Source organism: Kribbella sp. (genome assembly GCF_035655035.1).
Classification (GTDB): Bacteria; Actinomycetota; Actinomycetes; order Propionibacteriales; family Kribbellaceae; genus Kribbella.
Window position 1 is genome coordinate 1 of sequence record NZ_DASRVN010000133.1, and the last position, 25,654, is coordinate 25,654.

Below are 25,654 nucleotides of genomic sequence, written 5' to 3' on the forward strand. Positions count from 1 at the left end.
GACCTCCCGATCACCAAAGGCCTGCAGGAGAGCATCCATGCGTTCCGGAAACTCGACGAGGACGTCGAGTTGCAACCCGTACTCGCGCAGTTGGCGACCTGGCCGCCACTCGACGTCACTCTCAGCGAGGAAACCGAGGCCCGGCTGCCCGAGGTCGTCGGCGCCCTGAGCCTGGCACTCGCCCGGACGATGAAGATCATCGACCCCAGCGTGAAGAATCCTCAGACCGTCCACTGGGACCGCGCATTCCAGATCTTCGGCCTCCTGCTGTAGAGGCTCGGCAGACTGCGCGGACGCGGGATGCGTCGTACCACGTCCGGGTCCGAAGCTGGTGGTGATGGCCCAGCAATCTGCTGGACCGGCGCACACAGGAAGGGAGCGGAGACGATGGCACTGCCCGCAAGGACTGCCAGGAACGACACCACTCGATGGGACCCGGCCGGCGAGTTCGAGCGGCTCACCCAGCAGCTGTCCCGATTGTTCGACGACCGGTGGGCCGACGTCCCGTCCATGCTGCGGGAAGGCTTCACCCCCCTCGCCGACCTCGAGGAGACCGACAACGCCTACGTCCTGGAGGTCGAACTGCCCGGCGTGAAGAAGAAGGAGATCAACATCGACCTCGACGGCCGCCGGTTGGTGATCAGCGGCGAGCGCCCGGAGCAACAGCGCACCGGGTGGTTGCGACGCCAGACCCGCTCCTGGGGGCGGTTCCACTACGAGGTCGTCCTGCCTGACAACGTCGATCCGGACGGCGTCGAGGCGACGCTGGACGACGGCGTCCTACGCGTGACGGTCGCCAAGGGTTCCACCGGCCAACGGCGCCACGTCGACGTGAAGTAGCTCGCGCGATGACACCGGCCCGGAGCCCACTGCCTTGGCCCACCCCGATCCGGAGCACAGTTCCGGCCCGGTTCGACCGCCTGCGAGACCACGCCATGCTCGGACTGAGGTCATCCCAGGCAGGGCTCGGCGCGAGCCTCCATCTGTTCGGCGAGGCGCTGGGAGCGCTCATCTTCGGCCGGCTGACCGACAAGGTCGGCCGGCGGAAGTTGTTCCTGCTTACCCTCGGCGTTTACCTGCTCGGCGACGCGGTGGTTGCTCACGCACGGACGTGCCGACGAGGCGATCGGTGGTCTGGTCGAGTTCGCCTGGGGCGTCGATGCCGAGAGTGGCCTCACCGGCGGACTGACGTCGCACGTTCGCCGCCGACGGCCGGCCGGAGTACAGCCAGAGCATCCGCAACGGACCTGATGATCGGCGGGACCGAGCATGGCGCGAGGGTCGGAGTACATCGAGTCGGCGCTGACCGTGGCCGTCCCGATCGCGGCTGCCTTGCTGGTGACCGTCGGAGCTCGAGTCGTCGTACGCCGGAGGCAGGCCCGCTCGTCCTCGCCGGTGTGGTTCGCGCTGCAACGACGGTGCAAACGCCCGTTCCGGGCTACCGTCGTCACCACCGCAATCCTGATCGTCCTGCCTGCGGTGGGCCTGCCCGCCGTACCGGCACAGATCGCCCGCCATGTCTTCGTCCTGGTCCTGATCGCCGCCGTCACCTGGCTGCTGATCCAGTTGACCGGCGTGATCGAGGACGTCGCCTCGACGCGCCTCGACCTCACTGTCAGCGACAATCGGCACCCGCGCAGGATCAGGACACAGATTCTGGTCCTCCGCCGGGTGGCGATCGCCATGCTGGTCTTCATCGCCATCGCAGCCTCGGCCCTGACCATCCCCTGGGCTCGTGCTCTCGGCGCGAGCTTCCTGCTGTCGGCGGGTGTGATGAGCGTGGTGGCCGGCTTGGCCGCGCAGTCGACGCTGGCCAACCTGTTCGCCGGTATCCAGATCGCAGTCGCCGATCCGATCCGCATCGACGACGTCGTCGTCGTCAACGAGGAGTGGGGCCGCATCGAGGACATCACCTTGACGTACGTCGTCGTCCGAACCTGGGACAACCGCAGCCTTATCCTGCCGATCTCATGGTTCACCACGAACGTGTTCCAGAACTGGACCCGGCACGAAGCGAGGGTGCTCGGCAGCATTCTGCTGCACGTCGATTTTCGCGTACCCATTGAGGAACTCCGCGCCGAGATGCACCGGCTGGTCCAGTCGTCTCCGCTCTGGGACGGCCGGGACTGGGTGCTGCAGGTCGTGGACAGCACCGCGGTGTCCATGGTCGTGCGTGGCCTGGTGAGCTCTGCCGATGCACCGAGCAACTGGGACCTGCGCTGCGAGGTGCGCGAGAAGCTGCTGCTCTTCCTCCAGCAGCGCTACCCCGAAGCCCTGCCCAGGGCGCGCGTCGACGTCTCGCCCGAGAACGCTCAGCGCCCTGGTCCACCTGATACACCGATCAACAGCCGCCCGGTGAAGGAGAAGACCTGATGCGCGTGAAGCTGAACGAGGCAGCCTATGCACAGGCGAGAGAACTCATCGCCGCGGGTAGGATGGTGCACGACGACAGGGACGACTGGAGCGAGCATCGACCGACCGCGGCCGCCGAGAACGCGTTCATCGAGCGGCACGGATTCTCGGAATACCGGAAGTGGTATCTGGGCCTGGACGCTGAGCAGGACGAGGCCACCAAGGCGAGGTACAAGTTTCCGTACGGCGACTTCGCCGACGTCCATCGATGCGGGGTGCTGTCCGCGGAGTCGCGGGCCGGACAGTACAAGTACACCGAGATCGAGCTCGCGGCCGCACACCTGCACGGCATGCTCGAGGGGCCGGTCCAGGCGCGCCGTGGCCGGTCTGAGCGGTGACCTGATTCGAGGTTCGCACCGCAACCGCCCGTAGGGCTCGGTATCGGCATCGCGGACCAAGCCGGGTGGTCGATCCGCGGGAACGTATAGCCTGAACGATCAGCGGGTGGAGCCGACGCGCCGCGCGATCCAGAGGAGGACCGGATGACGTTCCTCGTCCTCATGGGGCCGCCCGGAGCCGGCAAAAGTACGCAGGCCAAGGTGTTGGCCGAGCGGCTCGGTGTCCCCGCCATCTCCACCGGCGACATCTTCCGGGCGCACGTGGCCGAGGGGACCGAGCTCGGACGGGAGGCGCAACGGTATCTCGATGCCGGGGAGTACGTTCCCGATGAGGTGACGAACGCGATGGTGCGTGAACGGCTGGGCGCGGATGACGCCCAGTCAGGGTTCGTCCTCGACGGTTATCCCCGCACGCTGGAGCAGGTGGCCGTTCTCGACGGGCTGTTCGCCGAGGTCGACGGCGGGCTCGATGCGGTCGTCGTGCTCGAGGTCGATCTCGACGAGCTCGTGCAGCGGCTGCTCCACCGGGCGGAGCTCGAGCATCGTACCGACGACACCGAGGACGTTGTCAGGCGGCGCCTGCAGGTCTACGCGGAGCAGACTGATCCCGTCATCGAGGTGTACCGCGAACGTGGTCTGGTGATACCGGTCGACGGCACAGGCGGCGTGTCCGAGGTCAGCCGGCGGATCCTCCAGGTGGCCGACGCCCTGCTGCGCCGCAACCGATGACCGGACCTGCCGCTCGCACGCGATTGCCACACAACCAGCGTGCACAGGGCCGGCGGCCACCAGGCGCGATGGAGAAGCGCGATCGCGTCCCTGTCCGGCGACGTCGCGCGATCAGCTCCCGGGCCGCCGGCTGTCGATCTGAATCCGATGCGCCTTGGCGGCTTGTGACTTGGGGGCCCGGACCATCAACACGCCGTCGTCCAGGGACGCCTTGATTCGTTCGACGTCGACCTCGCCCGGCAAGCTCACCGCGTGGTGGAACCGACCACTTCGGCGGGTCTGCCGGTGCAGGAAACCGCTGTGCTCCTTGATCTCGCCGGACACCGTCAGTTCCCGGCCGGTGATCTCCAGCGTGACATCCTGGCGTGGAATGCCCGGCAGGTCGATCTCGACGATGTAGGCATCCTCGGTCTCCTCGACGTCCACCGGGAACGACGACCAGTCCTCGAGGGCCCCGTACGGATCGGACGGCAGCAAACGCACGGATCGCCGTACGTCGTGGCTGCCCCTGCGGTCACTGAGTCGGATCGGTAGCATCATGGCTGCTCACCTCTCACAGTCGTTCCGTCGATCCGCCGCCCGAGGTCTGACGGCCCACTCGGAACATGCCGCCTCGATCGGAGGCAGTGGCCGAGCCTTCGGGACGGCGGCGGACCGAGCCCGCCGGCCCGCTCACCTGCGGGCCGGCAGGCGTGGTGTCAGGCGCTGATCTGCGGGCGGTCGACGCCCCTGATCTCGATCCGGCGGGGCTTCGCCTGCTCCGCGACCGGGATCCGCAGCCTCAGCACACCGGCCTCATAGCTGGCGTCGATGTGGTCGGTGTCCAGGTTCTCGCCGAGGATGACCTGCCGGGTGAAGGTCCCGTGTGGCCGCTCGGAGATCTGCACCTGGCCCTCGTCGCCCGCTGTCAGGCCCGGCCGCTCGGCCTTGATCGTGAGCACGTTGCGCTCGACGTTGACGTCGATCGCCTCAGCCTCGACACCGGGAAGGTCGAAGGAAATCACGAAATCCTCGCCCGACCGGTACGCGTCCATCGGCATGGCGTTCGGGCCCGCCCACGGGCTGGTGAGCTGCCGGGTCAGCTGGTCGACCACCTGGAACGGATCGGTGCGGATCATCATTGTCTTCACCTCCACTGTCGACAATCCGTTGGAACCTCTACCGCTTCCAACGGTGCAGGATGCGTTGACATTTCCATTGTCAACGGTCCGTTGACATTGATCCGATACTTAGCACTCTCATCGCGAGAGTGCCAGTCTCGTTCATTGTGACGATCAAGGGGCCGACGGCATTCCCGCGGCGCAGTGTGATCTGCGCCGCGCTCTTCGGTACTGCCGCCGATCGCGGGACGGCTTGCTCCAGACTTCGGCGCCGTGCTATATCGGGGGTTGGCACTCTCGGTGCGAGAGTGCCAACCCGGTTCCCGCGGCACACCTTGCCGCCGTTGCTGGGGCAGTCTCCCGCGGGTCCGGCGAAGCTTTCGTCGTCTTGTGAGGGAGAGTTCACGATGATCCAGATTCGCTCCTCACTCGAGGAGACAGCACGAACGGAGACCGCTGAGCTGCTGCAGGAGACCTTGGTCGACCTCGTTGACCTGTCCATCCTCGGCAAGCAAGCGCATTGGACCGTCGTCGGTCCCCGGTTCCGCACGCTGCACCTGCAGCTCGACGAGATGGTGGACGCGACTCGCCGGCACGCCGATCTGGTGGCGGAGCGGGCGTCAGCGCTCGGCGTTGCGCCAGATGCCCGCGCTGTCAGGATTGCCGCTCAGTCGGGGCTTCCGCAGCTCCCCGCAGGCTGGCTGACGGACGAGACTGTCGTGTCCCATTTCGTCGACGCGTACGCCAAGCTCATCGACCGGATGCGCGTCCGTATCGATCGCACCGGCCGGGTCGACCCGGTCACCCAGGATCTGCTGATCCAAATCACCGCCGAACTCGAGAAGCAGTCCTGGATGTTCCAGGCCGAGCAATCAGGGATCGCGCACCGCTAGGAAATCACGCTGGACGGAGGTAAAGACAATGGATGTCGGACTGTTGGTGCTGCACGCCGTTGTCGGCCTGCTGATGGCCGGTCACGGTGGTCAGAAACTCTTCGGCTGGTTCGACGGCCACGGCCTGCGAGGCACCGCCGAGTTCGTCGAGAAGCTCGGCTGGCGTCCCGGCCGGGCGTTCGCCCTACTGCTCGGTGCGTCGGAACTTGCCGGCGGGCTGGGCCTCACTGTCGGTTTCGCCACCCCGCTTGCCGCCGCGGCGATCATCGCGGTTCTGGCGAACGCCGCCTGGGTGGTACACCGTCCGCACGGACTGTGGAACAACTCCCTCGGGTACGAGTACCCGCTCGCGTTGGTCGCCGCCGCTGCCTCGCTCGCCTTCACCGGTCCGGGCAGGTACAGCCTTGACCAGGTCCTCGGCTGGAGTCTGTCCGGAATCGACTGGGGTGTAGCAGCCCTGGCGCTCGGCGCCCTCGGCTGGCTGCTCGGCAGCGTCGCCCGGCACCTCAAGCACGGCTCCCCCGCCGGTCAACCAGCCTGACTCGAAACGGGCGGCCGGTGTGCCTCGGTGGATCGAACGCCGAGGCGTGCCGGCCACCGACCGTCTGCCCAAGAGCGAACCCTTTCTTTGGAGGTGGATCAAGTGCTTCCGGACAGATCCGGATCAGATCGAGTAGCCGCTGAGTCGTCCTTGCGGATCGGGATGATCGCGCCCCCATGGTTCGACATCCCTCCAGCGGGGTACGGCGGGATCGAAGCCGTCGTGGCGGATCTGACGAATCGCCTGGTGGCCCACGGGCACGACGTCCTGTTGATTGCGGCGGGCAACAACGGGACCGATGCGCGGTTCGCCCGGACCTACGCCGTACCGCCGTCCGAGCTGCTGGGTCAACCGGCGCCGGAGGTCGTACAGGCGGCGGCAGCGGCGCGCATCCTCGCGGACGAAGAGCGGGCAGGACGGGCCGTCGATCTCGTGCATGACCACTGCCTGGCCGGTCCGCTACTGGCCCGCGGACGTCAGGTGCCGACCGTTGCCACCATGCACGGTCCGGTCGAAGGCCAGCTCCTGGAGTACTTCCGGGAACTGGGTGACACCGTCTCGCTGGTCGCGATCAGCGATGCCCAGCGGCGCCGGGCCCCGGAATTGCCGTGGGTGGGGACCGTCCACAACGCGATCGACGTGGCCTCGTTCCCCTATCGGGAGGAGAAGGAGGACATGGTCGTGTGGCTCGGGCGGTACAACCCGGACAAAGCGCCCCATCTGGCGATCGACGCGGCCCGCGACGCAGGGCTGCCGATCGTATGCGCGGGCAAGTGCAACGAGCCGCCGGAGCGGGCCTACTTCGACGAGTACGTCGCACCCCGGCTGGGTCCGGATGCCAGCCACATCGGGATGGCGGACTTCGCCACCAAGACCGAGTTGCTCGGTCGTGCGCGATGCCTGGTGTTCCCGATTCGCTGGGAGGAGCCGTTCGGCCTGGTGATGATCGAGGCGATGGCCTGCGGTACGCCGGTGGTCGCGCTCCGACGCGGGTCCGTGCCGGAGGTCGTCGTCGACGGGGTCACCGGATTCGTCGTCGACGATCCTGCCGAGCTGCCCGAAGCGATCCGGGACGCCAAGCTTCTGGATCCGGCCGCGTGCCGCCGGCACGTCGAGGAGCATTTCGACCTCGAGGTGATGGCTTCCGGCTACGATCGCGTGTATCGCAGCCTGGTCCGGCCACGGCCGGCGATGACGTACTTCGACCAGGCGGGCAGCGTGTGGACCGGTACGACCAAGCCCGGACCGGCAGGACCGTCGAGCAGTCGGCAGGACGTCGTCGCATAGCCGGGGCGCCGGCGAGCGCGAGGACGCGACCGGTGCGGCGATCCGCTCGCCCATGACTCGCTGTAGCCTGTCGTCTTTGTGACGACAGGCTACAGTGTCGTTGAGTCGATGACAGGAGGTGCAGTGACGACTCGGTCGAGCAGGTCTCCTTCGGCCACGGGACCCGTGGCGGAGCAGGCCGTCACACGGTTGAGCGATATCATCACCAAGCTGGCCGCCGAGGACCGTCCGACTGCCGCTCCCCAGCGTGCGGCGAAGCGGGCCGCGGCCCGGGGCGAGCAGATCGTGGACGGCCCGGAGCTACTGGCCGCCCTCGCCGCCCTGCGGCAGCTTCGAGATCAGCTGTCCGAATGGGAACCCACGCTGATCGGCGCAGCCCGGGCCCAGGGTGCCACCTGGGGTGAGATCGCGCCCGCCCTCGGCCTGACCAGCCGCCAAGCTGCCGAGCGCCGCTACCTGCGGCTCAATTCGAAGGCCGGCGAGGCGCCTGCGACCACGCGGGAACAGCGTGTTCAGGCCGCGCGCGACCAGCGCTCCGCTGATCGCGCGGTCGCCGGTTGGGCTCGACAGAACGCCGCAGTCCTGCGCCAGCTCGCAGGTGAGATCACCGCGCTGAAGGGACTGGGACCGACGGCGCGCGCCAGTGTAGACCGGGTCCACCAAGCACTCGGTGCAAACGACGCGGCCGATCTTCTGGACCCGCTGTCCGAGGCAGGCCCACGGCTGAGCCGCACCCACCCAGCCGTCGCCGACCGGATCCAGGCACTAGGCCAGACCACCGAGGACATCCGGGCGGCCGACCACGCCCGTCGTACCGGGCCGGCCGACCGCTGACCTCACGCTCCAGGCGCCTGCGCGGCGGCACCCCGGAGCGCGCCCGCATCCGGATCCTGGCGCAGGCGCAGGTCGCCGAGCCCGGTGATGTCCACGCCACGATCATCGGCGTCGACTGTCACCACACGTTCGCCGAGCCGAAGATTCCGGATGCTGATAGGTCCGAACCCGTCCGGTAGGCGTTCGGCGACCCGGACGGCACCGGCCGGAACGTCCGGGTCGAAGCGCAGCAGCGACCGAAGCAGCAGCAGCGGCGCCGCTGCCGCCCAGGCTTGGGGTGAGCAGGAGGTCGGATACGGCACCGGCATGGCGAAATCCGACTGATCGAATCCGCAGAACAGCTCTGGTAGACGCCCACCGAACGACGTCGCCGCCGCCACGAGGCCGGCCGCGACACGGGACGCCTCCTCGGTGTAGCCGTACCGCGCCAGGCCGGCTGCGCAGATCGCCGAGTCGTGTGGCCACACCGAGCCGTTGTGATAGCTGATCGGGTCGTAGGCGGCCATCGTGCTCGCCAGCGTCCGGATGCCCCAGCCGGAGAAGAGTTCCGGCGACAGCAGACGTTCTGCTACGCGCGCCGCCGCGTCGGGCTCGGCCAGCCCCGTCCAGAGGCAGTGGCCCATGTTGGACGCCAGTACGTCGACCGGGCGCTTGTCCCGGTCCAATGCCATCGCGAAATATCCGGTGTCGGGTAGCCAGAACGCCTCGTGGAACCGCTCCTTGAACCGAGCCGCCCGCTCTGCCCACTGCGTGGCCGCGGCGTCGTCGCCGAAGGCCGCGGCGAGCTCGCTCCGCGCCACGAACGCGCCGTACACATAGGCCTGGACCTCGGCGAGCGCGATCGGCGGTTCCGCGATCCGGCCGTCGGGGAACACGACCGAGTTGTGTGAATCCTTCCAGCCCTGGTTGAACAGCCCGCGGTCGGTGGCCCGCTTGTACTCGACGAAGCCGTCCCCGTCGCGATCGCCGTACCGGAGGATCCACTCCAGCCCGCGGTCGACGGACGGCATCAACGGGGCCAGCCGCTCCTTCGGAATCCCCCAGCGATGCAGTTCGCCGACCAGCATGCAGAACAGCGGCGTGGCGTCCGCCGTGCCGTAGTAGACCGCATTCCCCGGACTCAGCGGGAACGAGGTCCCGTGGCGCACCTCATGCAGGATCCGGCCGGGCTCCTCCTCGTTCAGCGGATCCACGCGGCGGCCCTGCAACTCGGCGAGCGCCGTGAGCGTCGACAGGGCGAGTTCCTGGTCGATCGGAAGCGTCATCCATGCCGTCAGCAACGAATCCCGGCCGAACAGCGTCATGAACCACGGCACGCCGGCGGCCACCACCTCCAAGGCCTCGTCATCCGGCCCACCCCGGCGAACCCGCAGCGCGCCCAGATCCTGCACACTCCGGTCGATCACCGTGCTCAGCTTCTCGTCCGCGTCGATGTCCGGCGCTGCGTATCGCCATTCCCGGAACCGGGTGGCCGGCTTCGATTCCTGCACCGGTTCGCCACGCCGGAAGGCCGGAGCGTGCTCCACCTCGTCGACGATCGGAAAGACCTGCACCGAGCTCTGCCAACGGCCCCGAGCCGGGATCACGACGTCCACCGCCAGCAGTCCCGGTCCGACGCTGCGCCCTCCCTCCAGCTGTACCCGGATGCCCCGCTGCCCGTCATTCGCGCGTGCCTCGGCCAGCAGGTTTTCGCCGTACGCCGTCCAGGAAACCGCTCCGAGCGGCCGCGGGCTCCCCGCTTTGACCGAGAACGTGTCGGCGAAATCCGTGCCGACCTCGACCGTCAGCCGACATGCGGTGTCTTCGGACCCCAGGTTGCGCAGCACCAGGTCCTCGCGCATCCCGTCACCGACCAGGCGGTGCCGCTCGATCAGCAGCGGCGCGGCGTCTCCGCGACGGCGGCCTACGAACGTCGCCTCGTACGGCGAACCAGGCTGCACGGCGAGCGCTTCTGGCAGTCGACCGTCCAGGACGACCCGCCAGCTGCTGATGATGCGCGTGTCGCGAAAGTACAGACCGTCCACCCGGTCCGCGGCCATCACGCCGTCGGTGGCGGATATGCAAAAGGTACTGCCCTCCACCAGCGTGACATCCGGCAGACCGACCGGTGTCATCGGACTCTGAGACATCGCCGAACTCCTCCTCCGGCCTTCGTGGTCGATGTCCGTCACGAGATTCAGGACATCGACGTCTTGTCATCGATCCGTTGACAACTATACTTGTCAACCGACAGATGACCTGTGACGACGGAAGTGGGTACCGAAGCACAGGAAGTGACAGACCGATGATTCCACAGACGATCGAGGGCACAAGGAGGGCCGCATGATCACCACGACCACGATCACCGAGATCGAGCCGGACGACTGGCAGGCCGAACTCGACCGACTGACCTGGCAGCACGAAGGCGACTACGTCACCATCGAAGTCGTGGGTGCCTCGCTCGGCGACCAGGTGGAAGTCGACCGTCTGCCCTTCGCCTACGTGACCTACGACCACAAGGCGGACACCGCACTGATCGTCGTCGGTGGTACGACAGCGAGACTCCCGGTCGCCCTGCGTCATCTCATCACGCGACCGGTCAAGGTGGTCATCGACCAAGAGGCCGACTCCCTGTTGATCACCGACTCCGACGACACCACGACTGTTGTCAGGTTCTACCGTGGCGAGTAGCGCAACCTGATCGGCGCCTCGGCCGGGGCCGGGCAGCAGCAAGCAAGGCGGCACCACCGCGCAGAAGAGGAAGGCCGGCAAGGCTGCTTCGTCATGAGTTGACGTTTGAGTGGGGGCACAGGTGTCACGTCAAAGATAACCAGCAGCACCACTGCCCGCCCGGCCCGGCCGCACCCAAATATCTGGCAGCAGATCCGGGCAGACGATGAGCATTCTGATGGAGTGGTACGGCGTGACCGGCGAACAGGCCTTTCAGGTCGTCCGGCGGTACTCCCGGGACTGGCGCCTGTGGTCCAGCTGACCGTTGTCCGAGGAGTTTCGGGTACCGGACCGGCTCCGCGAACGATCAGAGCATGTGATGTCGATGTGGGATCGGTTCAAACGCCGGCGTCTGAGCCACACGATCAACGAGGCCGAGTTGGTCGGGCGGGTCGCGGGTGACGCCACCACGACCGAGGAGACCGGCGCGGAACGGCTGCACTCGGCGGACCTTCGTTTGCGGTCGGCGCGGATGGTTCGACCGGGAGCGCAGGACGACCGGCGGATTGCCGTGACGCCCGAGCCGTGGTGGCCGCGGGCAACCATCGACTGGTCGTTCATCTTGGCGCCGACCGGCACCGCTTGAACTGATTACCGCCGGGGAACCGGAACGCATGAAAATCGTTGCCCTGTGCGTCGGTTGCCTGCTCGTCGCGACCGGCTGCGAATCCACCGCCGACCGCGTTCAGATCAACGCGCAGAGCCTGCACAGTGACGCCGTCGACGGCGCGACGCTGGCCGGTGAGATCATCGCCGGGCGCGCCGGTCCGACGTTCGCCCGTACGCACGCCCAGGAACTGCAGGACGACACGGGCCAGGTCGAGAAGAACGTGTACGACCAGCGGCTTCCGAAGTACGACGACCTGCAGCAGCTCGCCGATCAGATCGGGGCCGCGGTGGGCGCGATCGCGATCCGGCCTGACGACGTCTCGCTCGCGCAGAGCGCGCGGGCGACCCTCCTGCGGCTCGCCGCGGACGCCGCCAGGATCACGTCATGAAGCGCCTGCTCGGCCTTGCCCTCGGCATCATCGCGGCGCTCGGCGGATTCGTCGACATCGGCGAACTCGTGTTCAACAGCCAGGCGGGCGCCCTGTTCGGCTACCGCACGCTCTGGGCGGTCGTGGTCGGCGTCATCATCAGCGTCGTACTGGCCGAGCTCAGCGGCCGGGTCGCGATCGTCGCGCGGAAGGCGAACTTCGACCTGGTCCGCGAACAGTATCCGCGATGGTTGTCCACGACAACGTTGGTGGCGGGTCTCGCGGTCTGCCTGATCACCTTGTCCGCGGAGCTCGGCGGCCTCGGGCTGATCCTGCACTACGTTCTCGGCTGGAACGAGGGCTTCTTCACGCTCGTCGGTCTGCTGATCATCGTCGCGGCCAGTCTGCTGCTCTCGTTCAGCATGATCGAGCGCGTCTTCGGCTACCTCGGCCTCGGCCTGGTCGTCTACCTGATCGCGCTGTTTCATCACGGACCGGCGTGGCACGAGATCGGCCGCGGGTTCATCCCCGGCGGCGGCGGGCCGCAGTACTGGTACTTCATCGTGGGGATGACGGCGGCCGCGATCATGCCGTACGAGATCTACTTCTACTCCTCCGGCGCGATCGAGGAGGAGTGGACCACGAAGGACCTCTCGATGAACAGGGCCAACTCCGGTCTGGGGTTCCCGCTCGGCGGCCTGATCGCGGCCAGCCTGACGATCGTCGCTGCGCAGCAGCTGATGCCGTTGGGGCTCACGCCGGACAGTCTCGGGACGGTTCTGCAGCAGGCAATGCACGAGCTCGGACCGATCGCGTTCTACGCGGCCGTCGTCGGAGCCTTCGCCGCGATCGGTGGTGCGACCATCGACAGTGCGTTCTCCTGCGGGTACGCGCTCGCGCAGCACCAGGGCTGGCCGTGGGGTGAGACGAAGGGCATCCGCGGCGCGCCGCGGTGGTTCGCGACCATGCTGGCCGCGGTCGGCATCGGCTTCGCGATCGTCCAGACCCGGGTGCATCCGACGCAGCTCACCGAGTACGCCGTGATCGCGTCCGCGGTCGCGATGCCGTTGTCGTTCTACCCGATCGTCCGGGTCTCCCAGGACCGGCAGGTGATGGGCGAACACGCCAGCGGGATCGTCGCGCGGCCGCTGGCCTGGCTCTCGTACGCCGTCGTGTGCGTGGTCGCGATCGCCGGACCGATCCTGATGCTCGTCACCCACCTCGGAGCGCTCGACCGCTGACGCCGGCGTTTGACCGCGCCGTACAGGGGCACCGTCGGAGGATGCGGACCAGCAATTCGCCAGGCGTGACCGTGGTCGTGACGCGGGTGGTGCGACCGGGCCGGGAAGAGGAGTTCGACCGCTGGGCGGCCGAACTGGACGTGGCCGCGGAGCAGTGCGATGGGCATCTGGCCTCGGTACGGCTGCACGACGAGCAGGGGCTGAACCACCTGGTGCACTTGTTCGACACTCCGGAGCAACTCAAGGCGTGGGAGCAGTCCGCGGAACGTGCCGCACTGATTGCGCGGGGCAACGAGCTTTCCGACGTACGGCGGACCACGGCGGACGGGCTGCACGGCTGGTTCTCCGTGCCCAGCACGTCACGCCGCTGGAAGTCACTCCTGCTCACCTGGCTCGCGGTCTACCCGATCCTGCTCGCGCTGGCATCCCTGCTCAAGTGGATCGCGCCCGGCCTGCCGCAACCGGCGCTGCTCGCGATCAGCTCGTGCACGCTGACGGCGTTGCTCACCTGGATCGTCCTGCCCTGGGTGAACCGGCACGCCCGGCCCTGGCTGTTCCGCCCCGCCAGGCCCGAGCGCCGCCGCGAACCCTAGCTCTTCGCGAACTTCTCGACGAGTGTCTTGCAGAACACCGGTAGATCGCCGGGGTCGCGGCTGGTGATCAGGTTGCCGTCGACAACGACCGGCTCGTCGACGACCTCGGCACCGGCGTTGCGCAGATCGGTCCGGATACTCGGGTACGACGTCACTCGCCGGCCCGGAAGCACACCTGCTTCGGCCAGCGTCCACGGACCGTGGCAGATCGCCGCCACCGGCTTTCCGGATGCCACGAACGACCGGACGAACTCCACGGCGTCCGGGTCGGCGCGGAGCCGGTCCGGGTTGATCGTGCCGCCTGGCAGGATCAGCGCGTCGAAGTCGTCCGCCCGCACCTTCGACACCTGGTGGTCCACGGTGAACGTGTCACCCTTGTCGATGTCGCTGTGCATCGCCTGCACCGTACCGTCCTCGATGGACACCAGCTTGACGGTCCCGCCGGCGCCCTCGACCGCTTGCCGCGGCTGCTCGTACTCGACCTGCTCCAGGCCGTTCGCGGCCAGGATCGCGATCGTCCGCTCCCGTAACTGCTCGGTCACCGTCATCACCTCTCGTCGGTCTGAATGTCGCGGAGCGCCGGCCCCAGTTCGTTGGTGAAGAAGTCGAAGAACCCGTCGACATCGGAGCCGGCATTGATCAGGGCCAGGTGGTCGCGGCCCGCGTCGGCGTACAGGCGGACGACCTGCACGTGCCGCTCCACCTCGGGCCCGCAGGCGAACTGCTCGCGCAGGTGGTCGGTGGTCCTTCCCAGGTGCGACAGCTGGTTCGTCACCGGTGCCCGGCGGCTGTCTCCGGCAAACGGACTGTAGGCGGGGTGACAACGAAAGTGCGCTTGACGGCGCGGGCGTTCGGTTGTCTCATGGATGCGGATCCTCCAACAGTGCGGGGTTTCGGCGCTTTCCGGCCGAATGCTCACCGTTGCCGCGCGCAACGTTGCTTCGGCCTGCGTATGTCCGGGATCCGGAGGAGCGAGCATGCACGGTCAGCTTGCACGGGAGTTCGCACAGCAGGCGGCACGGCTGCGGGACCTGAACGAGACGGACGCGGTGCTCGACGCGATCGTCGAGTTCGCCGGTCCGGCGGTCGGTTGCCGCCATGTCGGCCTGCTCCTGTGCGGCCGGCGGTCGAAGTTGCGCTGCGCGCGGGCGACCGACGCGGAGGCGGCCGAGGCCGACCACCTGCAGATCGCGGTCCGGCAGGGTCCGTGCTGGTGCTCCCTCGCCCGCCCGGACGGGCCGACCGAGATCCTGGTCGACGACACCGCGGACGAGTCCCGGTGGCCGGCCTGGAACCGCCCGGTCACCGAGCTGGGCATCCGCAGCGTCCTGAGTTCACGCCTGGCGACCGGCGACCGGACCGTCGGCTTCCTCACCTGGTACGACGACGAACCCCACGGCTTCGACCCGGACTCCGTCACCGTCGCCCACCTGCTCGCACTCCACGCCGCCACCCCCCTCGCCCGGGCCATCGAACACCAGTCGAAGAACTGACCCGCCGCCACAGCCTCACGGGGTGAACGCTCTCAGGCGTCCGCCCGCCCGCCTCGCGGGCGGCGGTCGTGAGTTGCTCTTGAATGGCGCTCATCCGCACTGCTGTTCCCCCGATCCGGCCCATCGCGACAGCAGGTCGCCGGCGAAGAGGTCGTCGACCGCAAGCGCACAGCGCGCGCCGAACAGTACGTCCGCGATCGCCGACGGATGTTCCCGGACGTAATTGCCGCAGAGGTCGTGCGCGGCGATCTGCTCGTGTACGGCGTCGGCCTCCACATGCTCGGTGAAGTACCGCGCCTGTTCCTCCGAGGCCCCGAGCCGGATCGCGCCGGTCGCGTACTGCCGGTTCGGCAACGTGGAGGTCATCTCGAGCGCGGCGAGATGACCGACGAGCGCACCCGTCCAGCGGCGGTGCAGGGCGAACAGCGACATCACGTTCGACACCGCCAACGTGACAGCCGGTACGTCGGGAACGTAGTAGCCGTAGCTGTCGTCGAGCATCAGCCAGCGCATCGTCGTACGGAACAGCTCCGAGTGCATCCGCTCGCACCGTCCGCCGCCGTACTCGTCCGCCTCGATCTCCACCAGCGCGGCCTTGGCCGCACCGGCGAGCCGCGCGATGCCGAAGCTGTGCGGGTCGGCCTCCTTGAGCTGGTACACGGAGCGGTTCCGGACGAACTCGCGGAACTGGTCGAGCGTCGCGTGCCGGCGCAGGTACGGCGCCAGCCGCGGACCGTCGGCGCCGTCGATCAAGCTCCGGAGCTGCTCGGCCACCGGTCGTGCGTCGGGCACGACCCGGCAGTTCGACTCCAGCCAGTCGACCCACGGCTGCTCCAACCGCGTGCGGAAGGCGATCACCGCGGGATCCCATTGCAGTTCCGGATCGACGTCGTCGAAGCCGCGGTACTGCAGCTCGTAGGCGATCCACACCGCCAGCTGCAGGTCGTCGTCGTACGGATCGGTGGCATCGACCGCCCGGACCGGATCGGGACGAGCGCCCGTGAGACGGCCGGTCATCCAGGTGCTGAGCGGCCCGCGGGCCGGTGGTAGTTGCATGGTCGACCGGTACCCGGCCGGGTTCTCGTGGATTCGCTCGAACTTGGGTACCCGAAGGCATGACAGAGATCCGCGCGTACCCGGACGGGCCGCTGCTCGTCCGTGGCGAGTTCGAACTCCTGGACGAGCACGGCGACCCGGTGCCGTCCTCGCGCCGTACCATCGCGCTCTGCCGCTGCGGCCGTAGCGCGATCCCGCCGCTGTGCGACGGCACGCACACGCTGCCCGTCAGCCGGCCGTCGGCACACTCGCGCGAATGATCATCCCCTGAACGCCTCCGCGAGCCACGGGACGACTCGCTGCGCGCCGAGCGCACGCAGGTGATCCACGGGCGGTTTCTCGACCAGCGCTCGTACGTCGTCCAGCCCGTCGTGCGCGTACGACTCGGCGGTGTCGATCAGGTCGTGCAGGCAACGTTCGGTCGACCTGGCCGTGCCGGTCCGGAGGTCGAGCAACTGGCCGCGGACGCCGTACCGCAGCGCCGACCAGCGGTTCTCCGCGATCCGCCAGGACGGGGCCGGCACCGGAAGATCGCCGAGCCGATGCCGGTCGGCGAAGGCGGCCGCCAGCGCGTACACGAACCGGACGATCGCGCCGGCCCGCTCGGTGGTCGCCGGTACGTCGAGAACCCGGAGCTCGAGCGTGCCGAACCGGACATGCGGCCGGAGCTCCCACCACCACTGCGACGGATCGGAGATCGCGCCGCCGCGGACCGCCCAGTTCAGGTCAGCGGCGAACTCGTCCCACGAGGCGATGACCGGCGGCACGCCTTGCCGCGGCAGCTGCCCGGAGATCACCGGACGCACCGAGCAGAGGCCGGTGTCCCGCCCACCGGCGAACGGCGCGCAGCCTGCCAGCGCGGCCAGCTCCGGGAGGACGTTCCGCAGCGCGTTGTAGACGGTGAGCGTGCAGGCGGCGTCGCCGAAGGCCAGGTGGACCTGGAGCGACGACACCAGCCGCCGGTGGGCGATCTCGCGGTACCTGCCGTCGAGTCCCGCCGAACGCGCCGTCGCGGACAGCCCGACCGGACCGTCGACCAGCGGGTGCACCGGCGCGGCGATCATCGCGTAGCCGGGACCGCACGCATCGGCCAGCAAGGTCCGGCAGCGGCGCAGCTCGTCGACGGCGGCGGACGGGTTCTTGTGCACCGCGGTCGCGATCTCCACCTGGCAGGCGGGAAGTTCCGGCTTGATCCGCGGATCGCCGATGTCGTCCAGCAAGCCGGCGGCATCGACGGGCAGCTGGGTACGGCGGTCGACCAGGAGCAGCTCCTCCTCCAGGCCGACGGTCCCGGCCACGGTGCCGGCGAACACGGCGGCGAGCGACGCTCCGTTGGCCACACCAACCACCTACTCGCGAGCGTCCTCGTCGAGAACCTTGTTCACCGACCGTTCCAGACCGGCCCGGGCGTCCTCGTCCCCGAGGTCGTCACCGACCCGCCGGACGGTGGACGCGATCGTGCGGCCGTGCTCGAACTGCTCGATCACGCGCGGATCGACGTACGACGAACGCGCCACCGCCGGGGTGTTGCCGAGATGGTCCGACACCTCGTCGAGCATGTCCTTCACCGCCGCGTCGAGCGCCTTCTTCGTGGTCGGCGGATCGGCCTCGGCGAGATCGACGGCCGCATGCACGGTCGCCGTCCAGGTCCGCAGGTCCTTGACCGTGAAGCCGTCGCCGACCAGCTCCTGGAAGCGCTCGTTGATCATCGCCGCGTCGATCTCGTGGTACCCGTCGCGGTCCCGGAACATCAGCAGCCGCGGGTTCTGGTGCCGCCCCCGCTTCAGCGATCGCACCGCCGCGACCAGCTTGTCGTCGTCGAGTTCGACGGTACGGCGTTGCCCGCCCTTCGCGCGGAAGTCGAACACCAGCCGCCCGCGGCTGACCCGCACGTCGCGGCGCAGCAACGTCGCCGCCCCACGACTGCCGTTCTCGTCGGCGTACCGGGTGTTGCCGGTCCGGAAGACGCCGTAGTCCAGCATCCGCAGCGCGACCGCCAGCACCCGCCGCCGGTCCAGGCCCTTCCGGTCCAGGTCCAGGTCGACCGCCTCGCGGAACGCGGGCAGTTTCCGGGCCAGCTGACGGACCCGGTCGTGCTTGCCGGCGTCCTGTGCCACCCGCCAGTCGTCGTGGTACAGGTACTGCCGCCGGCCTGCCTGGTCGGTTCCGACCGCCTGGATGTGGCCGTTCGGAAAGGGGCAGATCCACACGTCCTCCCAGGCCGGCGGGATCGCCAGCGTCCGGATCCGTTCGGCCACGTCGGTGTCCTCGATCACGTTGCCGTCGGCATCGAGGTAGCTGAACCCCGTTCCGCGGCGCCGGCGACGGAACCCCTCCTGGTCCGGGTGACTGCGTCGGAGGCGCATGCGCGTCAGGCGACCGGTACGTCGGCGACGACGGCGTAGTGGTCCGACGGCGGGCGGCCGTGGTCCTCGTCGAGGCCGGCCAGGCGGGAGCCGAGCGGGACCAGGCCCTCGTTCGCCAGGATGTAGTCGATCCGGTGGTCTTCCAGCCACTCCCCCGTTCCCAGGTACGGATTGTGTGAGCTGTAGGTGACACCGTCGTACCCCTGAGGCTGCCAGCAGTCGCCGAGCACGGCGAGCAGCGGCTCGAGCTCCGGTCCGCCGGGTGGCGTGTTGAGATCGCCGGCGACGATGACGTCGTCGCCACGGGCCTCGAGCTCGGCCACCAACGCGGCGAGCGAAGTCGCCTGGGCGAGGCGTTCCTCCCGGTGGTCCTGCTCCCAGTCCAGGCAGCTGGTGATGAAGTGGAGGCTCTTCGTGCCGAGCCGGATCTCGGTCCGGAGCGCGACGGTCCCGGTCGACAAGGTGTGCTGCTCGACGCTCCGTAACGGAAACCGGCTCAGGATGCCCAGCCCGAGACGTACGTCGGGATCCGGGTCCTCCGGCATCCGGGACGCGGCGAAGACCGGCGTCATGCCGAGCTCGAACCCGAGCTGACGGATCTGTGCCTCGCTGGTACTGCGCCAGGTCTCCTGCAGGGCAACGAAATCGGGTCGTTGCCTCCGCACCGTTTCGGCGATCGCCCGTTGCCTGCGCAACCAACGGTCACCGAACCGTCCCCAGACGTTCCACGTCATGAACCTCACTGCTGTCTCACCTTCCTCGGATCACCGTTCCGGTACCCGCGGCGGTCCGGCGCCATGCCGGTGAGACCTACTCGTTCTTCTCCGCGGCCTGCTGCAGGTAGGCGTAGATCAGCTGCAGGAAGTCGGCTCCCGCGACTGCCGTGAGCGCCGACGCGGCGACCCGGGTGACCCGCGGCGCGAACAGGAACCCGATGCTGAATCCGGTAGCCACCCAAACCGCCAGACAGAACGGACAGCTCACCAGCTCACCAGCTTTTGCGTACCCGCGGTCATCAGCAGCAGCTCGTACGGCGTGATCCGCCGCCCGTTCGTCCCACCCAGTGGCCACTCGGCACCCTGCCGGTACTCGTCCGCCTCCGAACGAACCTTCGTCATCGCACCATCACCTCTTCGTGTCCGCGTCACGCCGTACGGACGACGCGGATCGTCCGCACCGCCGGATCGGCCGCGTCCGGGACGTCCATCGTCGCCGCGACACCGGAGCGCAGATAGTCGACGACGCCCGCGGTGATCCGCTCGCCCGGCAGGATCGCCGGGATGCCCGGCGGGTACGGCGTCAGCTGTTCCGCCGCGATCCGGCCGGGCGCCTGCTCGGCAGGAACCGTCTCCTGTGCGGCGAAGAACGCCTCCCGGGGCGTCATCACCGACTCCAGCTCGAGGTCCTCCGGCCGGGGCAGGACCACGGATCGCGGCGCCGGCAGCGAGGTCCGCGTCAGATCCGCGAGCGCGGTCACCAGCCGGTCCGCCGACTGCTTGTCGTCGGCGAAGGTGAACTGGGCGACGATCCGCCGATGGTCCGACAGCCCGACGTTGACCGCACGCTCGGCGCGCAACCAGTCCGAGGCCTGGTACCCGGAGATCCCGGCGTCCAGCGTGTCGATCATGATCTGCAGCCGGTCGAGGTCGTGGGACGCCTCCTTCGCCACCAGCCGGTCCTCCAGGACGTTGAACCCTGGCAAACCGTCGATCTCGCCGCGTGCCGAGCGTGCCAGGCGCAGCGCAGTACCGAGCAACTCGGACCCGTGCCGGACCATCTGCCGGCGCCAGCCGTCCATCGCCGCGAAGAACAGCACATTCGGACTCGTGGTCGACAACAGGTCGGCGCTCTGCTTCAGCCGGACCGGATCGACCAGGTCGCCCTGCAGGTGGAACACCGACCCCTGCTCGAAGCCGGCTCCCATCTTGTGGATCGACACCACACAGACATCGGCGCCGGCGTCCATCGCCCAGGTCGGCAGGTCGTCGTGGAACGGCAGGTGAGCTCCCCACGCCTCGTCGACGATCAGCGGCTTGCCCCGCCGATGGCAGACCTCGGCGATCCCCTCGAGATCGCTGCACGTCCCGTACGGCGACGGGCTCGTCACCAGTGCGCCGACAGCGTCCGGATGGTCCTCGAAGGCCTGCTCGAACGTCTCCGGCGACGGCGGATGGGCGAGGTGCAGCTCGGCGTCCCAGCGGGGCCGCACCCAGGCCGGGCGGATCCCGGTGAGCGTGAGGCCCGCGATCACCGACTTGTGCGCGTCCCGGCCGATCAGCATCACGTCATCCGGTGCCGCGACCGCCATCATCGCGCTCTTGACGGACAGCGAACTGCCGCACGTCGAGAAGAACGCCTGGTCGGCACCGACCGCGTCGGCCATCAGTTCCTGGGCCTGTTCCAGCACCTTGCCGCGGCTCAGCCGGTCGTCCATCCCGCCGGTCGCCAGCAGGTCGGATCTGAACACGTCGGCACCGAGTACGTCCAGCACGGGCTGGTCGGTGCCACGGCCCTGCTTGTGGCCGGGCGGGCAGAAGTTCGCGTAGTCGCGGCGGTGGTAGTCCGCCAGCGCATCCAGCACCGGGCATCCGTCGTGGTTCATGGTTTCAGCAACACCTTCACTGCGCCGTCCTCCTTCTGCTGGAACATCCGGTACGCCGCCGGCCCGTCGGCCAGCGGCAGATGGTGGGTTGCGAACGTGTCAACGTGCAGCGGGTCCTCGTCGGTGAGCAGCGGGAGGATCTGCCCGCTCCAGCGCCGTACGTTCGCCTGACCCATTCGCAACTGGATCTGCTTGTCGAACATCGTCATCATCGGCAGCGGATCCGCCGCACCGCCGTACACACCGACCAGCGAGACCGTCCCGCCACGCCGGACGACGTCCACCGCGAGCAGCAGCGCGGCCATCCGGTCCACGCCGGCCTTCCGCATGAACGTCCGTTCGATTGCGTCCGGCAACAATCCGGCCGCCTGCTGGGCCAGGCGCGCGACCGGCGAGCCGTGCGCCTCCATCCCGACGGCGTCGATCACCGAGTCCGGTCCGCGGCCGCCGGTCAGGTCGCGGAGTTCGTCGGCGACGTGACCGGAGTACGCCACGGTCTCGACGCCGTTCGCCTGGGCCCGCCGCAACCGGTCGGGCACCAGATCGACGCCGAGCACTCGGTGACCGCGGTGCAGCGCGATCCGGCAGGCCATGTCGCCGATGGGGCCGAGCCCGAGCACGACCACGGTGCCACCGTCCGGGATCCCGGCGTACTCGACCGCCTGCCACGCGGTCGGCAGTACGTCGGACAAGTAGACGAACCGGTCGTCGGGCGGCCCTTCCGGGACCTTGATCGGGCCGTACTGCGCCTGCGGCACCCGCAGGTACTCGGCCTGCCCGCCCGGCACCTGACCGTAGAGCTTCGTGTAGCCGAACAGCGCCGCGCCCATCTTCTGGTCCCGGACCTGTGTCGTCTCGCACTGCGTCTGCAGGCCCTGCGTACACATGAAGCACGACCCGCACGCGATCTGGAACGGGACCACGACCCTGTCCCCCGGCTGCAGTCCACCGACCGCGGACCCGGTCTCCTCGACGACGCCGATCACCTCGTGACCGAGCACGTCGCCGACGTCCAGGAACGGGCCCATCACCTCGTACAAATGCAGGTCCGACCCACAGATACCGCTCGACGTCACCTTCACGACGGCGTCCGTTGGCTCCTCGATCCGCGGATCCGGCACGTCGCCGTACCCGATCGTGCGTCTCCCCTGCCAGGTCAGCGCCTTCATACAACCTCCTCGTCGCGCTGCGGTCCCATCCGGTGCCCAGCTGCTTCCCTTAAGAACCTGGCCGCTTGCCCCACAGGCATCCGGGCACCGGGCGGGCATGACTGTGAAGCTGAACGAGAAGGCGTTCGAGCACGCGAAGAACCTGATCCGGAAGGGCCAGACGACCAAGGACGAGCGGGACGACTGGAGTGAGCACGCCCCGACCGCGGCACAGCAGAACGCGTACCTGGACAAGCACGGGTGGCGGGACTACGGGTTGTGGTTCCTCGGGGTCGACTCGGAAATGGACGAGGAGACCAAGGGACACTACGAGTTCCCGTACGGCGACTTCCGGCGGGTGCACCGGTGCGGAGTGATCAGCGCCGAGTCACGAGCGGCGCAGTACGACCATGCGGAGATCCAGCACGCGCTGGAGGAGCTCCACGAAATGCTGGACGGCGCGCACGGCTGAACTGGAGGCGCCCCCGTGCGGAGGAAAGGCACGGGGGCGCCTGGATCTTGGTGTGGCAGGGGTGTGGGTCAGGTGAAGATGCTGACGCCGCCAGGCCCGACCAGCAGGCCGATGACGATCAGCGCGATCCCCCACAACACCGCGCCACGGAACAACGACACGATTCCGGATACCACCAGAATCACGGCGATGAGCCACAGAATGAATTGCATGTGCTTCCCCTCTGCTGAGCTCTGACGGTCCGGGATGTCCCGGCGGCCGGATCCCCGAGCCGCAATTCCGGTGCCCTGGCCGGCGCTCCGCAAACCCGCGAGTTTCGGCGCGGCCGGCGCGGAAACCTGATCGGCATGCCGACACTGCTGCCTTTCGCCTCCGCACTCGACCACGGCCGGATCCTGGCCGACGTTCTCGGGCCGATCGTCGCCCAGGGACCGATCCTGCGCAGACCCCGGCTCGGGACACTGGCCGAGCGGCTGCACGCCGACGACCGGGCGCTGCGCCGGGTCCGCAAGCTGCGACGCAGGTACGGCGACGGCCCGGTGCTGATCCGGGTGCCGGGCCGGACGATCGCCGTCGTACTCGCCGCCGAGGACGTCCACCGGCTGCTCGCGGAGACGCCCGAGCCGTTCGCCGCCGCGTCCGGCGAGAAGGTCGGTGCACTGACGCATTTCCAGCCGCACGCGGTCCTCGTCACCACCTCCTCGTTGCGTGCCCCGCGCCGGGAACTGAACGAGCACGCACTCGACAGCCGCCAGCCTGTCCATCACCACGGACACCGGTTCGTCGAGGTGGTCCAGGAGGAGCTCGACGGCCTGCACGCAACGCTCGGCTGGAACGACTTCCGCGCGATCTGGTCCCGGGTCGTACGCCGGATCGTCCTCGGCGACGCGGCCCGTGACGACACGGCGCTCACCGATCACCTCGACAGGCTCCGCGCCGACGCGAACTGGGCCCAGCTCGGCCCGAGCCACGACGCGCTCCGGACGCGCTTCCTCTCCGGGATCACGCAGTACGTCGAGAAGGCCGAGCCCGGCAGCCTGGTCTCAGCCCTCGACCCGGCTCCCACGGCGCTCGATCCGGCGGGGCAGGTACCGCACTGGCTGTTCGCGTTCGACGCCGCCGGGATCGCCCTCTGGCGGCTGTTCGCGGTCCTCGGTACCCGTCCGTCCCTGCTCGAGCCGATCATCGAGGAGGCGCGGCACCCGGCGTCCTCGCCGTTGCTCGCGCACGCCGGTGCCGCCGTACAGGAGTCGCTGCGGCTGTGGCCGACGACCCTCGTCGTGCTGCGTCAGGCGGGTGTGCCGACCGTGTGGCGGGATCGCGTGGCTCCGGCCGGTACCGAGTTCGCGATCGTCAGCTCGGTGTTCCACCGCGACGACGAGGCGCTCGACTTCGCGAACCGCTTCGAGCCTGCCGTCTGGCTGGACGGCCGGACCGACGGGGCGTGGCCGATCATCCCGTTCAGCGAGGGACCGGCCGCCTGCCCGGGGCGCAACGTCGTACTGCTGACCACCAGCGCCGCGGTCAGCCACGTCGCGACGCGGTACGAGCTCGACGTGGCGCCGGCGACCCGCGCCCGGCTGGCCGGAGCGATGCCCGGGACGTTCAATCACGCGGATATCCGGATCGGATTCTGGCAAAACAATCGTATGAATTAAGTTAATGCAGAGAAATGCATTCGTCGCGCTGCGTGAACGGCCCGTGCCAACCATTTCCGAATTTCCGTCCCGGCGTTTCGCCCGGGAGCCCCCGGGTACCGCGATCTGCGGGCCAACGGGTGGTGGCACCGGTGTTCGCGAGGCGACCGGAGCGGGGTGTTCCGCGGGCCTCGGGCAACGATTTGTGAGGAGAATGCGATGAATACGTCCGCGAAGATCGCTACCGCGATCGCGAGTGGGTACCTGCTCGGCCGGGCCAAGAAGCTCCGGATGGCCGTGATGGTGGGCGGCCTGCTGGCCGGCAGGCGGATCGCGACGGATCCGCGCGCCCTCGCCGGTCAGCTCACCGAACTCGTCGAGCGGAACCCGGAACTGTCCAAGCTGTCCGACCAGGTCCGCGGCCGCCTGCTCCACGCCGGCCGCGAAGCCGCGGTCGCCGCCGCCGGCCAGGGCCTGAACCGCGTCAGCGACTCGATCCGCAACCGCACCGACCGCTTCCTGTCCGGCGGCTCCCGGGGCGATGACGCGGACGACGAGTACGACGAAGCGGACGAGTCCGACGAGCCGTACGACGACGAAGCGGACGACGAATACGACGACGGCTACGACGACGAACCCGATGAAGCCGAGGACGAACCCGAAGACGAGTACGACGAGGCGGGCGACGACGAGGCGGGCGACGACGGGCGCGACGCCGATGAGTCCGGCGACTCGGACGCCGATGCCCGTGACGCCGAGGACGAGGCCGACACGGATGCCGCGGACGACGAGGAAGAGGCGGACGCGGATGACGCGCGCGGCGCGGATCGCGACGAGGACGACGAGCTGGAGGACCGGCGGAACCGCCGATCCGGCCGCGGCAGCCGCCGGACAGGCACCGGAAGCCGCAGAACCAGCAGCCGAACCAGCGAAACCAGCGCCGAGGACGGCGGCCGGAGCCGCAGGGCCGGCAGCCGCAGCCGAGCAACCACCAGCCCGAGCCGCAGCAGCGAGAGCGGAAGCCGGACCGGGGCCGGATCCCGCAGCACGAGCGGGAGCGGAAGCCGGAGTGGCACTGCGAGCGGAAGCCGAAGCGGCAGCGGGAACCGGGCCGGATCGCGGAGCACGAGCGGGAGCGGAACCCGGAGCGGGAGCGGGAGCGGAAGCCGGAGCGGGAGTGGAAGCGGAAGCCGGGGTGGGAGTGGGGGGAACGGGCAGGGTGGTGG

At 68.8% G+C, this 25,654-nt stretch carries 34 protein-coding genes and 1 pseudogene; 21 read left to right on the forward strand and 14 right to left on the reverse strand.

The annotated features are described in order from the left end of the window. The 6 genes and pseudogenes from VFF46_RS07745 to VFF46_RS07770 all read left to right on the forward strand — a co-directional run. Window positions 1-273, forward strand: a 273-nt coding sequence (locus VFF46_RS07745; protein WP_325036340.1) for a DUF1931 family protein, incomplete at its 5' end; no start/stop codon positions are given. A gap of 114 nt (window positions 274-387) precedes the next feature. Then, window positions 388-840: an Hsp20/alpha crystallin family protein gene (locus VFF46_RS07750; protein WP_325036341.1), complete on the forward strand. Its 453-nt coding sequence runs from the start codon at window positions 388-390 to the stop codon at window positions 838-840. Between the two features lie 95 nt (window positions 841-935). After that, window positions 936-1,094: pseudogene (locus VFF46_RS07755) on the forward strand (MFS transporter); the annotation flags it as partial. A gap of 301 nt (window positions 1,095-1,395) precedes the next feature. After that, window positions 1,396-2,373, forward strand: a complete 978-nt coding sequence (locus tag VFF46_RS07760) for a mechanosensitive ion channel family protein (RefSeq protein WP_325036342.1) — start codon at window positions 1,396-1,398, stop codon at window positions 2,371-2,373. Further along, window positions 2,373-2,750: a hypothetical protein gene (locus VFF46_RS07765; RefSeq protein ID WP_325036343.1), complete on the forward strand. Its 378-nt coding sequence runs from the start codon at window positions 2,373-2,375 to the stop codon at window positions 2,748-2,750. The genes VFF46_RS07760 and VFF46_RS07765 overlap by 1 nt, the downstream gene beginning before the upstream one ends. A gap of 144 nt (window positions 2,751-2,894) precedes the next feature. Further along, window positions 2,895-3,479 carry an adenylate kinase gene (locus VFF46_RS07770; RefSeq protein ID WP_325036344.1) on the forward strand — a complete coding sequence of 195 codons (585 nt, stop codon included), beginning with the start codon at window positions 2,895-2,897 and terminating at the stop codon, window positions 3,477-3,479. Between the two features lie 111 nt (window positions 3,480-3,590). Here the strand turns inward: VFF46_RS07770 and VFF46_RS07775 are convergent, their stop codons facing one another. Continuing rightward, a complete protein-coding gene (locus VFF46_RS07775; protein WP_325036345.1) occupies window positions 3,591-4,019 on the reverse strand; it encodes an Hsp20/alpha crystallin family protein in 429 nt (142 codons plus the stop codon). Between the two features lie 158 nt (window positions 4,020-4,177). Further along, complete coding sequence (locus tag VFF46_RS07780; RefSeq protein WP_325036346.1) at window positions 4,178-4,600, reverse strand: Hsp20/alpha crystallin family protein; 423 nt, start codon at window positions 4,598-4,600, stop codon at window positions 4,178-4,180. Window positions 4,601-4,986: 386 nt separating this feature from the next. Between VFF46_RS07780 and VFF46_RS07785 the strand changes: the two genes are divergently transcribed. From VFF46_RS07785 to VFF46_RS07800, 4 genes are all read left to right on the forward strand, one after another. Next, window positions 4,987-5,472 carry a DNA starvation/stationary phase protection protein gene (locus VFF46_RS07785; RefSeq protein ID WP_325036347.1) on the forward strand — a complete coding sequence of 162 codons (486 nt, stop codon included), beginning with the start codon at window positions 4,987-4,989 and terminating at the stop codon, window positions 5,470-5,472. A gap of 28 nt (window positions 5,473-5,500) precedes the next feature. Next, a complete protein-coding gene (locus VFF46_RS07790; protein ID WP_325036348.1) occupies window positions 5,501-6,013 on the forward strand; it encodes a DoxX family protein in 513 nt (170 codons plus the stop codon). A gap of 162 nt (window positions 6,014-6,175) precedes the next feature. After that, complete coding sequence (locus tag VFF46_RS07795; protein ID WP_325036349.1) at window positions 6,176-7,300, forward strand: glycosyltransferase family 4 protein; 1,125 nt, start codon at window positions 6,176-6,178, stop codon at window positions 7,298-7,300. A gap of 165 nt (window positions 7,301-7,465) precedes the next feature. After that, entirely contained in the window at window positions 7,466-8,134 is a 669-nt protein-coding gene (locus tag VFF46_RS07800) for a hypothetical protein (protein WP_325036350.1), read from the forward strand. A gap of 2 nt (window positions 8,135-8,136) precedes the next feature. Here VFF46_RS07800 and VFF46_RS07805 read toward each other — a convergent pair whose 3' ends face one another. Continuing rightward, complete coding sequence (locus VFF46_RS07805) at window positions 8,137-10,263, reverse strand: glycogen debranching N-terminal domain-containing protein (RefSeq protein ID WP_325036351.1); 2,127 nt, start codon at window positions 10,261-10,263, stop codon at window positions 8,137-8,139. 193 nt (window positions 10,264-10,456) lie between these two features. On the opposite strand from VFF46_RS07805, the gene VFF46_RS07810 reads away from it, so the two are divergent. From VFF46_RS07810 to VFF46_RS07835, 6 genes are all read left to right on the forward strand, one after another. Beyond that, window positions 10,457-10,804, forward strand: a complete 348-nt coding sequence (locus VFF46_RS07810; protein ID WP_325036352.1) for a DUF5335 family protein — start codon at window positions 10,457-10,459, stop codon at window positions 10,802-10,804. A 205-nt stretch (window positions 10,805-11,009) separates the two neighbouring features. Continuing rightward, on the forward strand, window positions 11,010-11,105 hold the full coding sequence (locus VFF46_RS07815) for an ANTAR domain-containing protein (protein ID WP_325036353.1): 96 nt from the start codon (window positions 11,010-11,012) through the stop codon (window positions 11,103-11,105). 63 nt (window positions 11,106-11,168) lie between these two features. Beyond that, a complete protein-coding gene (locus tag VFF46_RS07820) occupies window positions 11,169-11,429 on the forward strand; it encodes a hypothetical protein (RefSeq protein ID WP_325036354.1) in 261 nt (86 codons plus the stop codon). 28 nt (window positions 11,430-11,457) lie between these two features. After that, window positions 11,458-11,841, forward strand: coding sequence for a hypothetical protein (locus tag VFF46_RS07825; protein ID WP_325036355.1), 384 nt, complete (start codon window positions 11,458-11,460; stop codon window positions 11,839-11,841). After that, window positions 11,838-13,061, forward strand: coding sequence for an NRAMP family divalent metal transporter (locus VFF46_RS07830; protein ID WP_325036356.1), 1,224 nt, complete (start codon window positions 11,838-11,840; stop codon window positions 13,059-13,061). The genes VFF46_RS07825 and VFF46_RS07830 overlap by 4 nt, the downstream gene beginning before the upstream one ends. 41 nt (window positions 13,062-13,102) lie before the next feature. Continuing rightward, on the forward strand, window positions 13,103-13,654 hold the full coding sequence (locus VFF46_RS07835) for a hypothetical protein (RefSeq protein WP_325036357.1): 552 nt from the start codon (window positions 13,103-13,105) through the stop codon (window positions 13,652-13,654). On the opposite strand, the gene VFF46_RS07840 is transcribed toward VFF46_RS07835, so the two are convergent. Both VFF46_RS07840 and VFF46_RS07845 read right to left on the reverse strand, forming a co-directional pair. After that, window positions 13,651-14,202: a type 1 glutamine amidotransferase domain-containing protein gene (locus VFF46_RS07840; protein WP_414673042.1), complete on the reverse strand. Its 552-nt coding sequence runs from the start codon at window positions 14,200-14,202 to the stop codon at window positions 13,651-13,653. The two genes, VFF46_RS07835 and VFF46_RS07840, sit on opposite strands and share 4 nt — an antisense overlap. Next, entirely contained in the window at window positions 14,202-14,633 is a 432-nt protein-coding gene (locus tag VFF46_RS07845) for a hypothetical protein (RefSeq protein WP_325036359.1), read from the reverse strand. Before VFF46_RS07845 ends, VFF46_RS07840 begins: the two co-directional genes overlap by 1 nt. Between VFF46_RS07845 and VFF46_RS07850 the strand changes: the two genes are divergently transcribed. Further along, window positions 14,632-15,147, forward strand: coding sequence for a GAF domain-containing protein (locus tag VFF46_RS07850; protein WP_325036360.1), 516 nt, complete (start codon window positions 14,632-14,634; stop codon window positions 15,145-15,147). The two genes, VFF46_RS07845 and VFF46_RS07850, sit on opposite strands and share 2 nt — an antisense overlap. Before the next feature lie 90 nt (window positions 15,148-15,237). Here VFF46_RS07850 and VFF46_RS07855 read toward each other — a convergent pair whose 3' ends face one another. Next, window positions 15,238-16,203, reverse strand: coding sequence for an iron-containing redox enzyme family protein (locus VFF46_RS07855; protein ID WP_325036361.1), 966 nt, complete (start codon window positions 16,201-16,203; stop codon window positions 15,238-15,240). A 59-nt stretch (window positions 16,204-16,262) separates the two neighbouring features. Here VFF46_RS07855 and VFF46_RS07860 point away from each other — a divergent pair, with 59 nt between their 5' ends. After that, window positions 16,263-16,463 (forward strand): CDGSH iron-sulfur domain-containing protein, encoded by a 201-nt coding sequence (locus VFF46_RS07860; RefSeq protein ID WP_325036362.1) that lies wholly within the window; start codon window positions 16,263-16,265, stop codon window positions 16,461-16,463. On the opposite strand, the gene VFF46_RS07865 is transcribed toward VFF46_RS07860, so the two are convergent. The 7 genes from VFF46_RS07865 to VFF46_RS07895 all read right to left on the reverse strand — a co-directional run bounded on the left by VFF46_RS07865 (window position 16,464) and on the right by VFF46_RS07895 (window position 22,340). Next, a complete protein-coding gene (locus tag VFF46_RS07865; protein WP_325036363.1) occupies window positions 16,464-17,543 on the reverse strand; it encodes a carboxylate-amine ligase in 1,080 nt (359 codons plus the stop codon). It abuts the gene before it with no gap. 9 nt (window positions 17,544-17,552) lie between these two features. Continuing rightward, the gene (locus tag VFF46_RS07870) at window positions 17,553-18,569 is read right to left on the reverse strand and encodes a DNA topoisomerase IB (protein ID WP_325036364.1); all 1,017 of its coding nucleotides are present in this window, start codon (window positions 18,567-18,569) and stop codon (window positions 17,553-17,555) included. A gap of 5 nt (window positions 18,570-18,574) precedes the next feature. After that, complete coding sequence (locus tag VFF46_RS07875) at window positions 18,575-19,303, reverse strand: endonuclease/exonuclease/phosphatase family protein (RefSeq protein ID WP_325036373.1); 729 nt, start codon at window positions 19,301-19,303, stop codon at window positions 18,575-18,577. A 76-nt stretch (window positions 19,304-19,379) separates the two neighbouring features. Beyond that, window positions 19,380-19,523: a DUF1360 domain-containing protein gene (locus tag VFF46_RS07880; RefSeq protein WP_325036365.1), complete on the reverse strand. Its 144-nt coding sequence runs from the start codon at window positions 19,521-19,523 to the stop codon at window positions 19,380-19,382. A 26-nt stretch (window positions 19,524-19,549) separates the two neighbouring features. Further along, window positions 19,550-19,687: a hypothetical protein gene (locus VFF46_RS07885; RefSeq protein ID WP_325036366.1), complete on the reverse strand. Its 138-nt coding sequence runs from the start codon at window positions 19,685-19,687 to the stop codon at window positions 19,550-19,552. Between the two features lie 26 nt (window positions 19,688-19,713). Then, complete coding sequence (locus VFF46_RS07890; protein ID WP_325036367.1) at window positions 19,714-21,171, reverse strand: hypothetical protein; 1,458 nt, start codon at window positions 21,169-21,171, stop codon at window positions 19,714-19,716. Then, window positions 21,168-22,340, reverse strand: a complete 1,173-nt coding sequence (locus VFF46_RS07895) for an alcohol dehydrogenase catalytic domain-containing protein (RefSeq protein ID WP_325036368.1) — start codon at window positions 22,338-22,340, stop codon at window positions 21,168-21,170. Before VFF46_RS07895 ends, VFF46_RS07890 begins: the two co-directional genes overlap by 4 nt. Before the next feature lie 97 nt (window positions 22,341-22,437). Between VFF46_RS07895 and VFF46_RS07900 the strand changes: the two genes are divergently transcribed. After that, a complete protein-coding gene (locus tag VFF46_RS07900) occupies window positions 22,438-22,791 on the forward strand; it encodes a hypothetical protein (RefSeq protein WP_325036369.1) in 354 nt (117 codons plus the stop codon). A gap of 68 nt (window positions 22,792-22,859) precedes the next feature. On the opposite strand, the gene VFF46_RS07905 is transcribed toward VFF46_RS07900, so the two are convergent. After that, window positions 22,860-23,003 carry a GPGG-motif small membrane protein gene (locus tag VFF46_RS07905; RefSeq protein WP_325036370.1) on the reverse strand — a complete coding sequence of 48 codons (144 nt, stop codon included), beginning with the start codon at window positions 23,001-23,003 and terminating at the stop codon, window positions 22,860-22,862. A gap of 135 nt (window positions 23,004-23,138) precedes the next feature. Between VFF46_RS07905 and VFF46_RS07910 the strand changes: the two genes are divergently transcribed. Then, on the forward strand, window positions 23,139-24,449 hold the full coding sequence (locus tag VFF46_RS07910) for a cytochrome P450 (protein WP_325036371.1): 1,311 nt from the start codon (window positions 23,139-23,141) through the stop codon (window positions 24,447-24,449). A 198-nt stretch (window positions 24,450-24,647) separates the two neighbouring features. Then, on the forward strand, window positions 24,648-25,654 hold a 1,007-nt coding region (locus VFF46_RS07915; RefSeq protein WP_325036372.1), incomplete at its 3' end, for a hypothetical protein.

Coding starts and splice junctions, on each gene's coding strand:
- VFF46_RS07750 (WP_325036341.1), top strand. CDS start 388: ATGGCACTGCCCGCAAGGACTGCCAGGAACGACACCACTCGATGGGAC.
- VFF46_RS07765 (WP_325036343.1), top strand. CDS start 2,373: ATGCGCGTGAAGCTGAACGAGGCAGCCTATGCACAGGCGAGAGAACTC.
- VFF46_RS07770 (WP_325036344.1), top strand. CDS start 2,895: ATGACGTTCCTCGTCCTCATGGGGCCGCCCGGAGCCGGCAAAAGTACG.
- VFF46_RS07775 (WP_325036345.1), bottom strand. CDS start 4,019: ATGATGCTACCGATCCGACTCAGTGACCGCAGGGGCAGCCACGACGTA.
- VFF46_RS07780 (WP_325036346.1), bottom strand. CDS start 4,600: ATGATGATCCGCACCGATCCGTTCCAGGTGGTCGACCAGCTGACCCGG.
- VFF46_RS07785 (WP_325036347.1), top strand. CDS start 4,987: ATGATCCAGATTCGCTCCTCACTCGAGGAGACAGCACGAACGGAGACC.
- VFF46_RS07790 (WP_325036348.1), top strand. CDS start 5,501: ATGGATGTCGGACTGTTGGTGCTGCACGCCGTTGTCGGCCTGCTGATG.
- VFF46_RS07795 (WP_325036349.1), top strand. CDS start 6,176: ATGATCGCGCCCCCATGGTTCGACATCCCTCCAGCGGGGTACGGCGGG.
- VFF46_RS07805 (WP_325036351.1), bottom strand. CDS start 10,263: ATGTCTCAGAGTCCGATGACACCGGTCGGTCTGCCGGATGTCACGCTG.
- VFF46_RS07810 (WP_325036352.1), top strand. CDS start 10,457: ATGATCACCACGACCACGATCACCGAGATCGAGCCGGACGACTGGCAG.
- VFF46_RS07815 (WP_325036353.1), top strand. CDS start 11,010: ATGAGCATTCTGATGGAGTGGTACGGCGTGACCGGCGAACAGGCCTTT.
- VFF46_RS07820 (WP_325036354.1), top strand. CDS start 11,169: ATGTGGGATCGGTTCAAACGCCGGCGTCTGAGCCACACGATCAACGAG.
- VFF46_RS07825 (WP_325036355.1), top strand. CDS start 11,458: ATGAAAATCGTTGCCCTGTGCGTCGGTTGCCTGCTCGTCGCGACCGGC.
- VFF46_RS07830 (WP_325036356.1), top strand. CDS start 11,838: ATGAAGCGCCTGCTCGGCCTTGCCCTCGGCATCATCGCGGCGCTCGGC.
- VFF46_RS07835 (WP_325036357.1), top strand. CDS start 13,103: ATGCGGACCAGCAATTCGCCAGGCGTGACCGTGGTCGTGACGCGGGTG.
- VFF46_RS07840 (WP_414673042.1), bottom strand. CDS start 14,202: ATGACGGTGACCGAGCAGTTACGGGAGCGGACGATCGCGATCCTGGCC.
- VFF46_RS07850 (WP_325036360.1), top strand. CDS start 14,632: ATGCACGGTCAGCTTGCACGGGAGTTCGCACAGCAGGCGGCACGGCTG.
- VFF46_RS07845 (WP_325036359.1), bottom strand. CDS start 14,633: ATGCTCGCTCCTCCGGATCCCGGACATACGCAGGCCGAAGCAACGTTG.
- VFF46_RS07855 (WP_325036361.1), bottom strand. CDS start 16,203: ATGCAACTACCACCGGCCCGCGGGCCGCTCAGCACCTGGATGACCGGC.
- VFF46_RS07860 (WP_325036362.1), top strand. CDS start 16,263: ATGACAGAGATCCGCGCGTACCCGGACGGGCCGCTGCTCGTCCGTGGC.
- VFF46_RS07870 (WP_325036364.1), bottom strand. CDS start 18,569: ATGCGCCTCCGACGCAGTCACCCGGACCAGGAGGGGTTCCGTCGCCGG.
- VFF46_RS07875 (WP_325036373.1), bottom strand. CDS start 19,303: ATGACGTGGAACGTCTGGGGACGGTTCGGTGACCGTTGGTTGCGCAGG.
- VFF46_RS07885 (WP_325036366.1), bottom strand. CDS start 19,687: ATGACGAAGGTTCGTTCGGAGGCGGACGAGTACCGGCAGGGTGCCGAG.
- VFF46_RS07890 (WP_325036367.1), bottom strand. CDS start 21,171: ATGAACCACGACGGATGCCCGGTGCTGGATGCGCTGGCGGACTACCAC.
- VFF46_RS07895 (WP_325036368.1), bottom strand. CDS start 22,340: ATGAAGGCGCTGACCTGGCAGGGGAGACGCACGATCGGGTACGGCGAC.
- VFF46_RS07900 (WP_325036369.1), top strand. CDS start 22,438: ATGACTGTGAAGCTGAACGAGAAGGCGTTCGAGCACGCGAAGAACCTG.
- VFF46_RS07905 (WP_325036370.1), bottom strand. CDS start 23,003: ATGCAATTCATTCTGTGGCTCATCGCCGTGATTCTGGTGGTATCCGGA.
- VFF46_RS07910 (WP_325036371.1), top strand. CDS start 23,139: ATGCCGACACTGCTGCCTTTCGCCTCCGCACTCGACCACGGCCGGATC.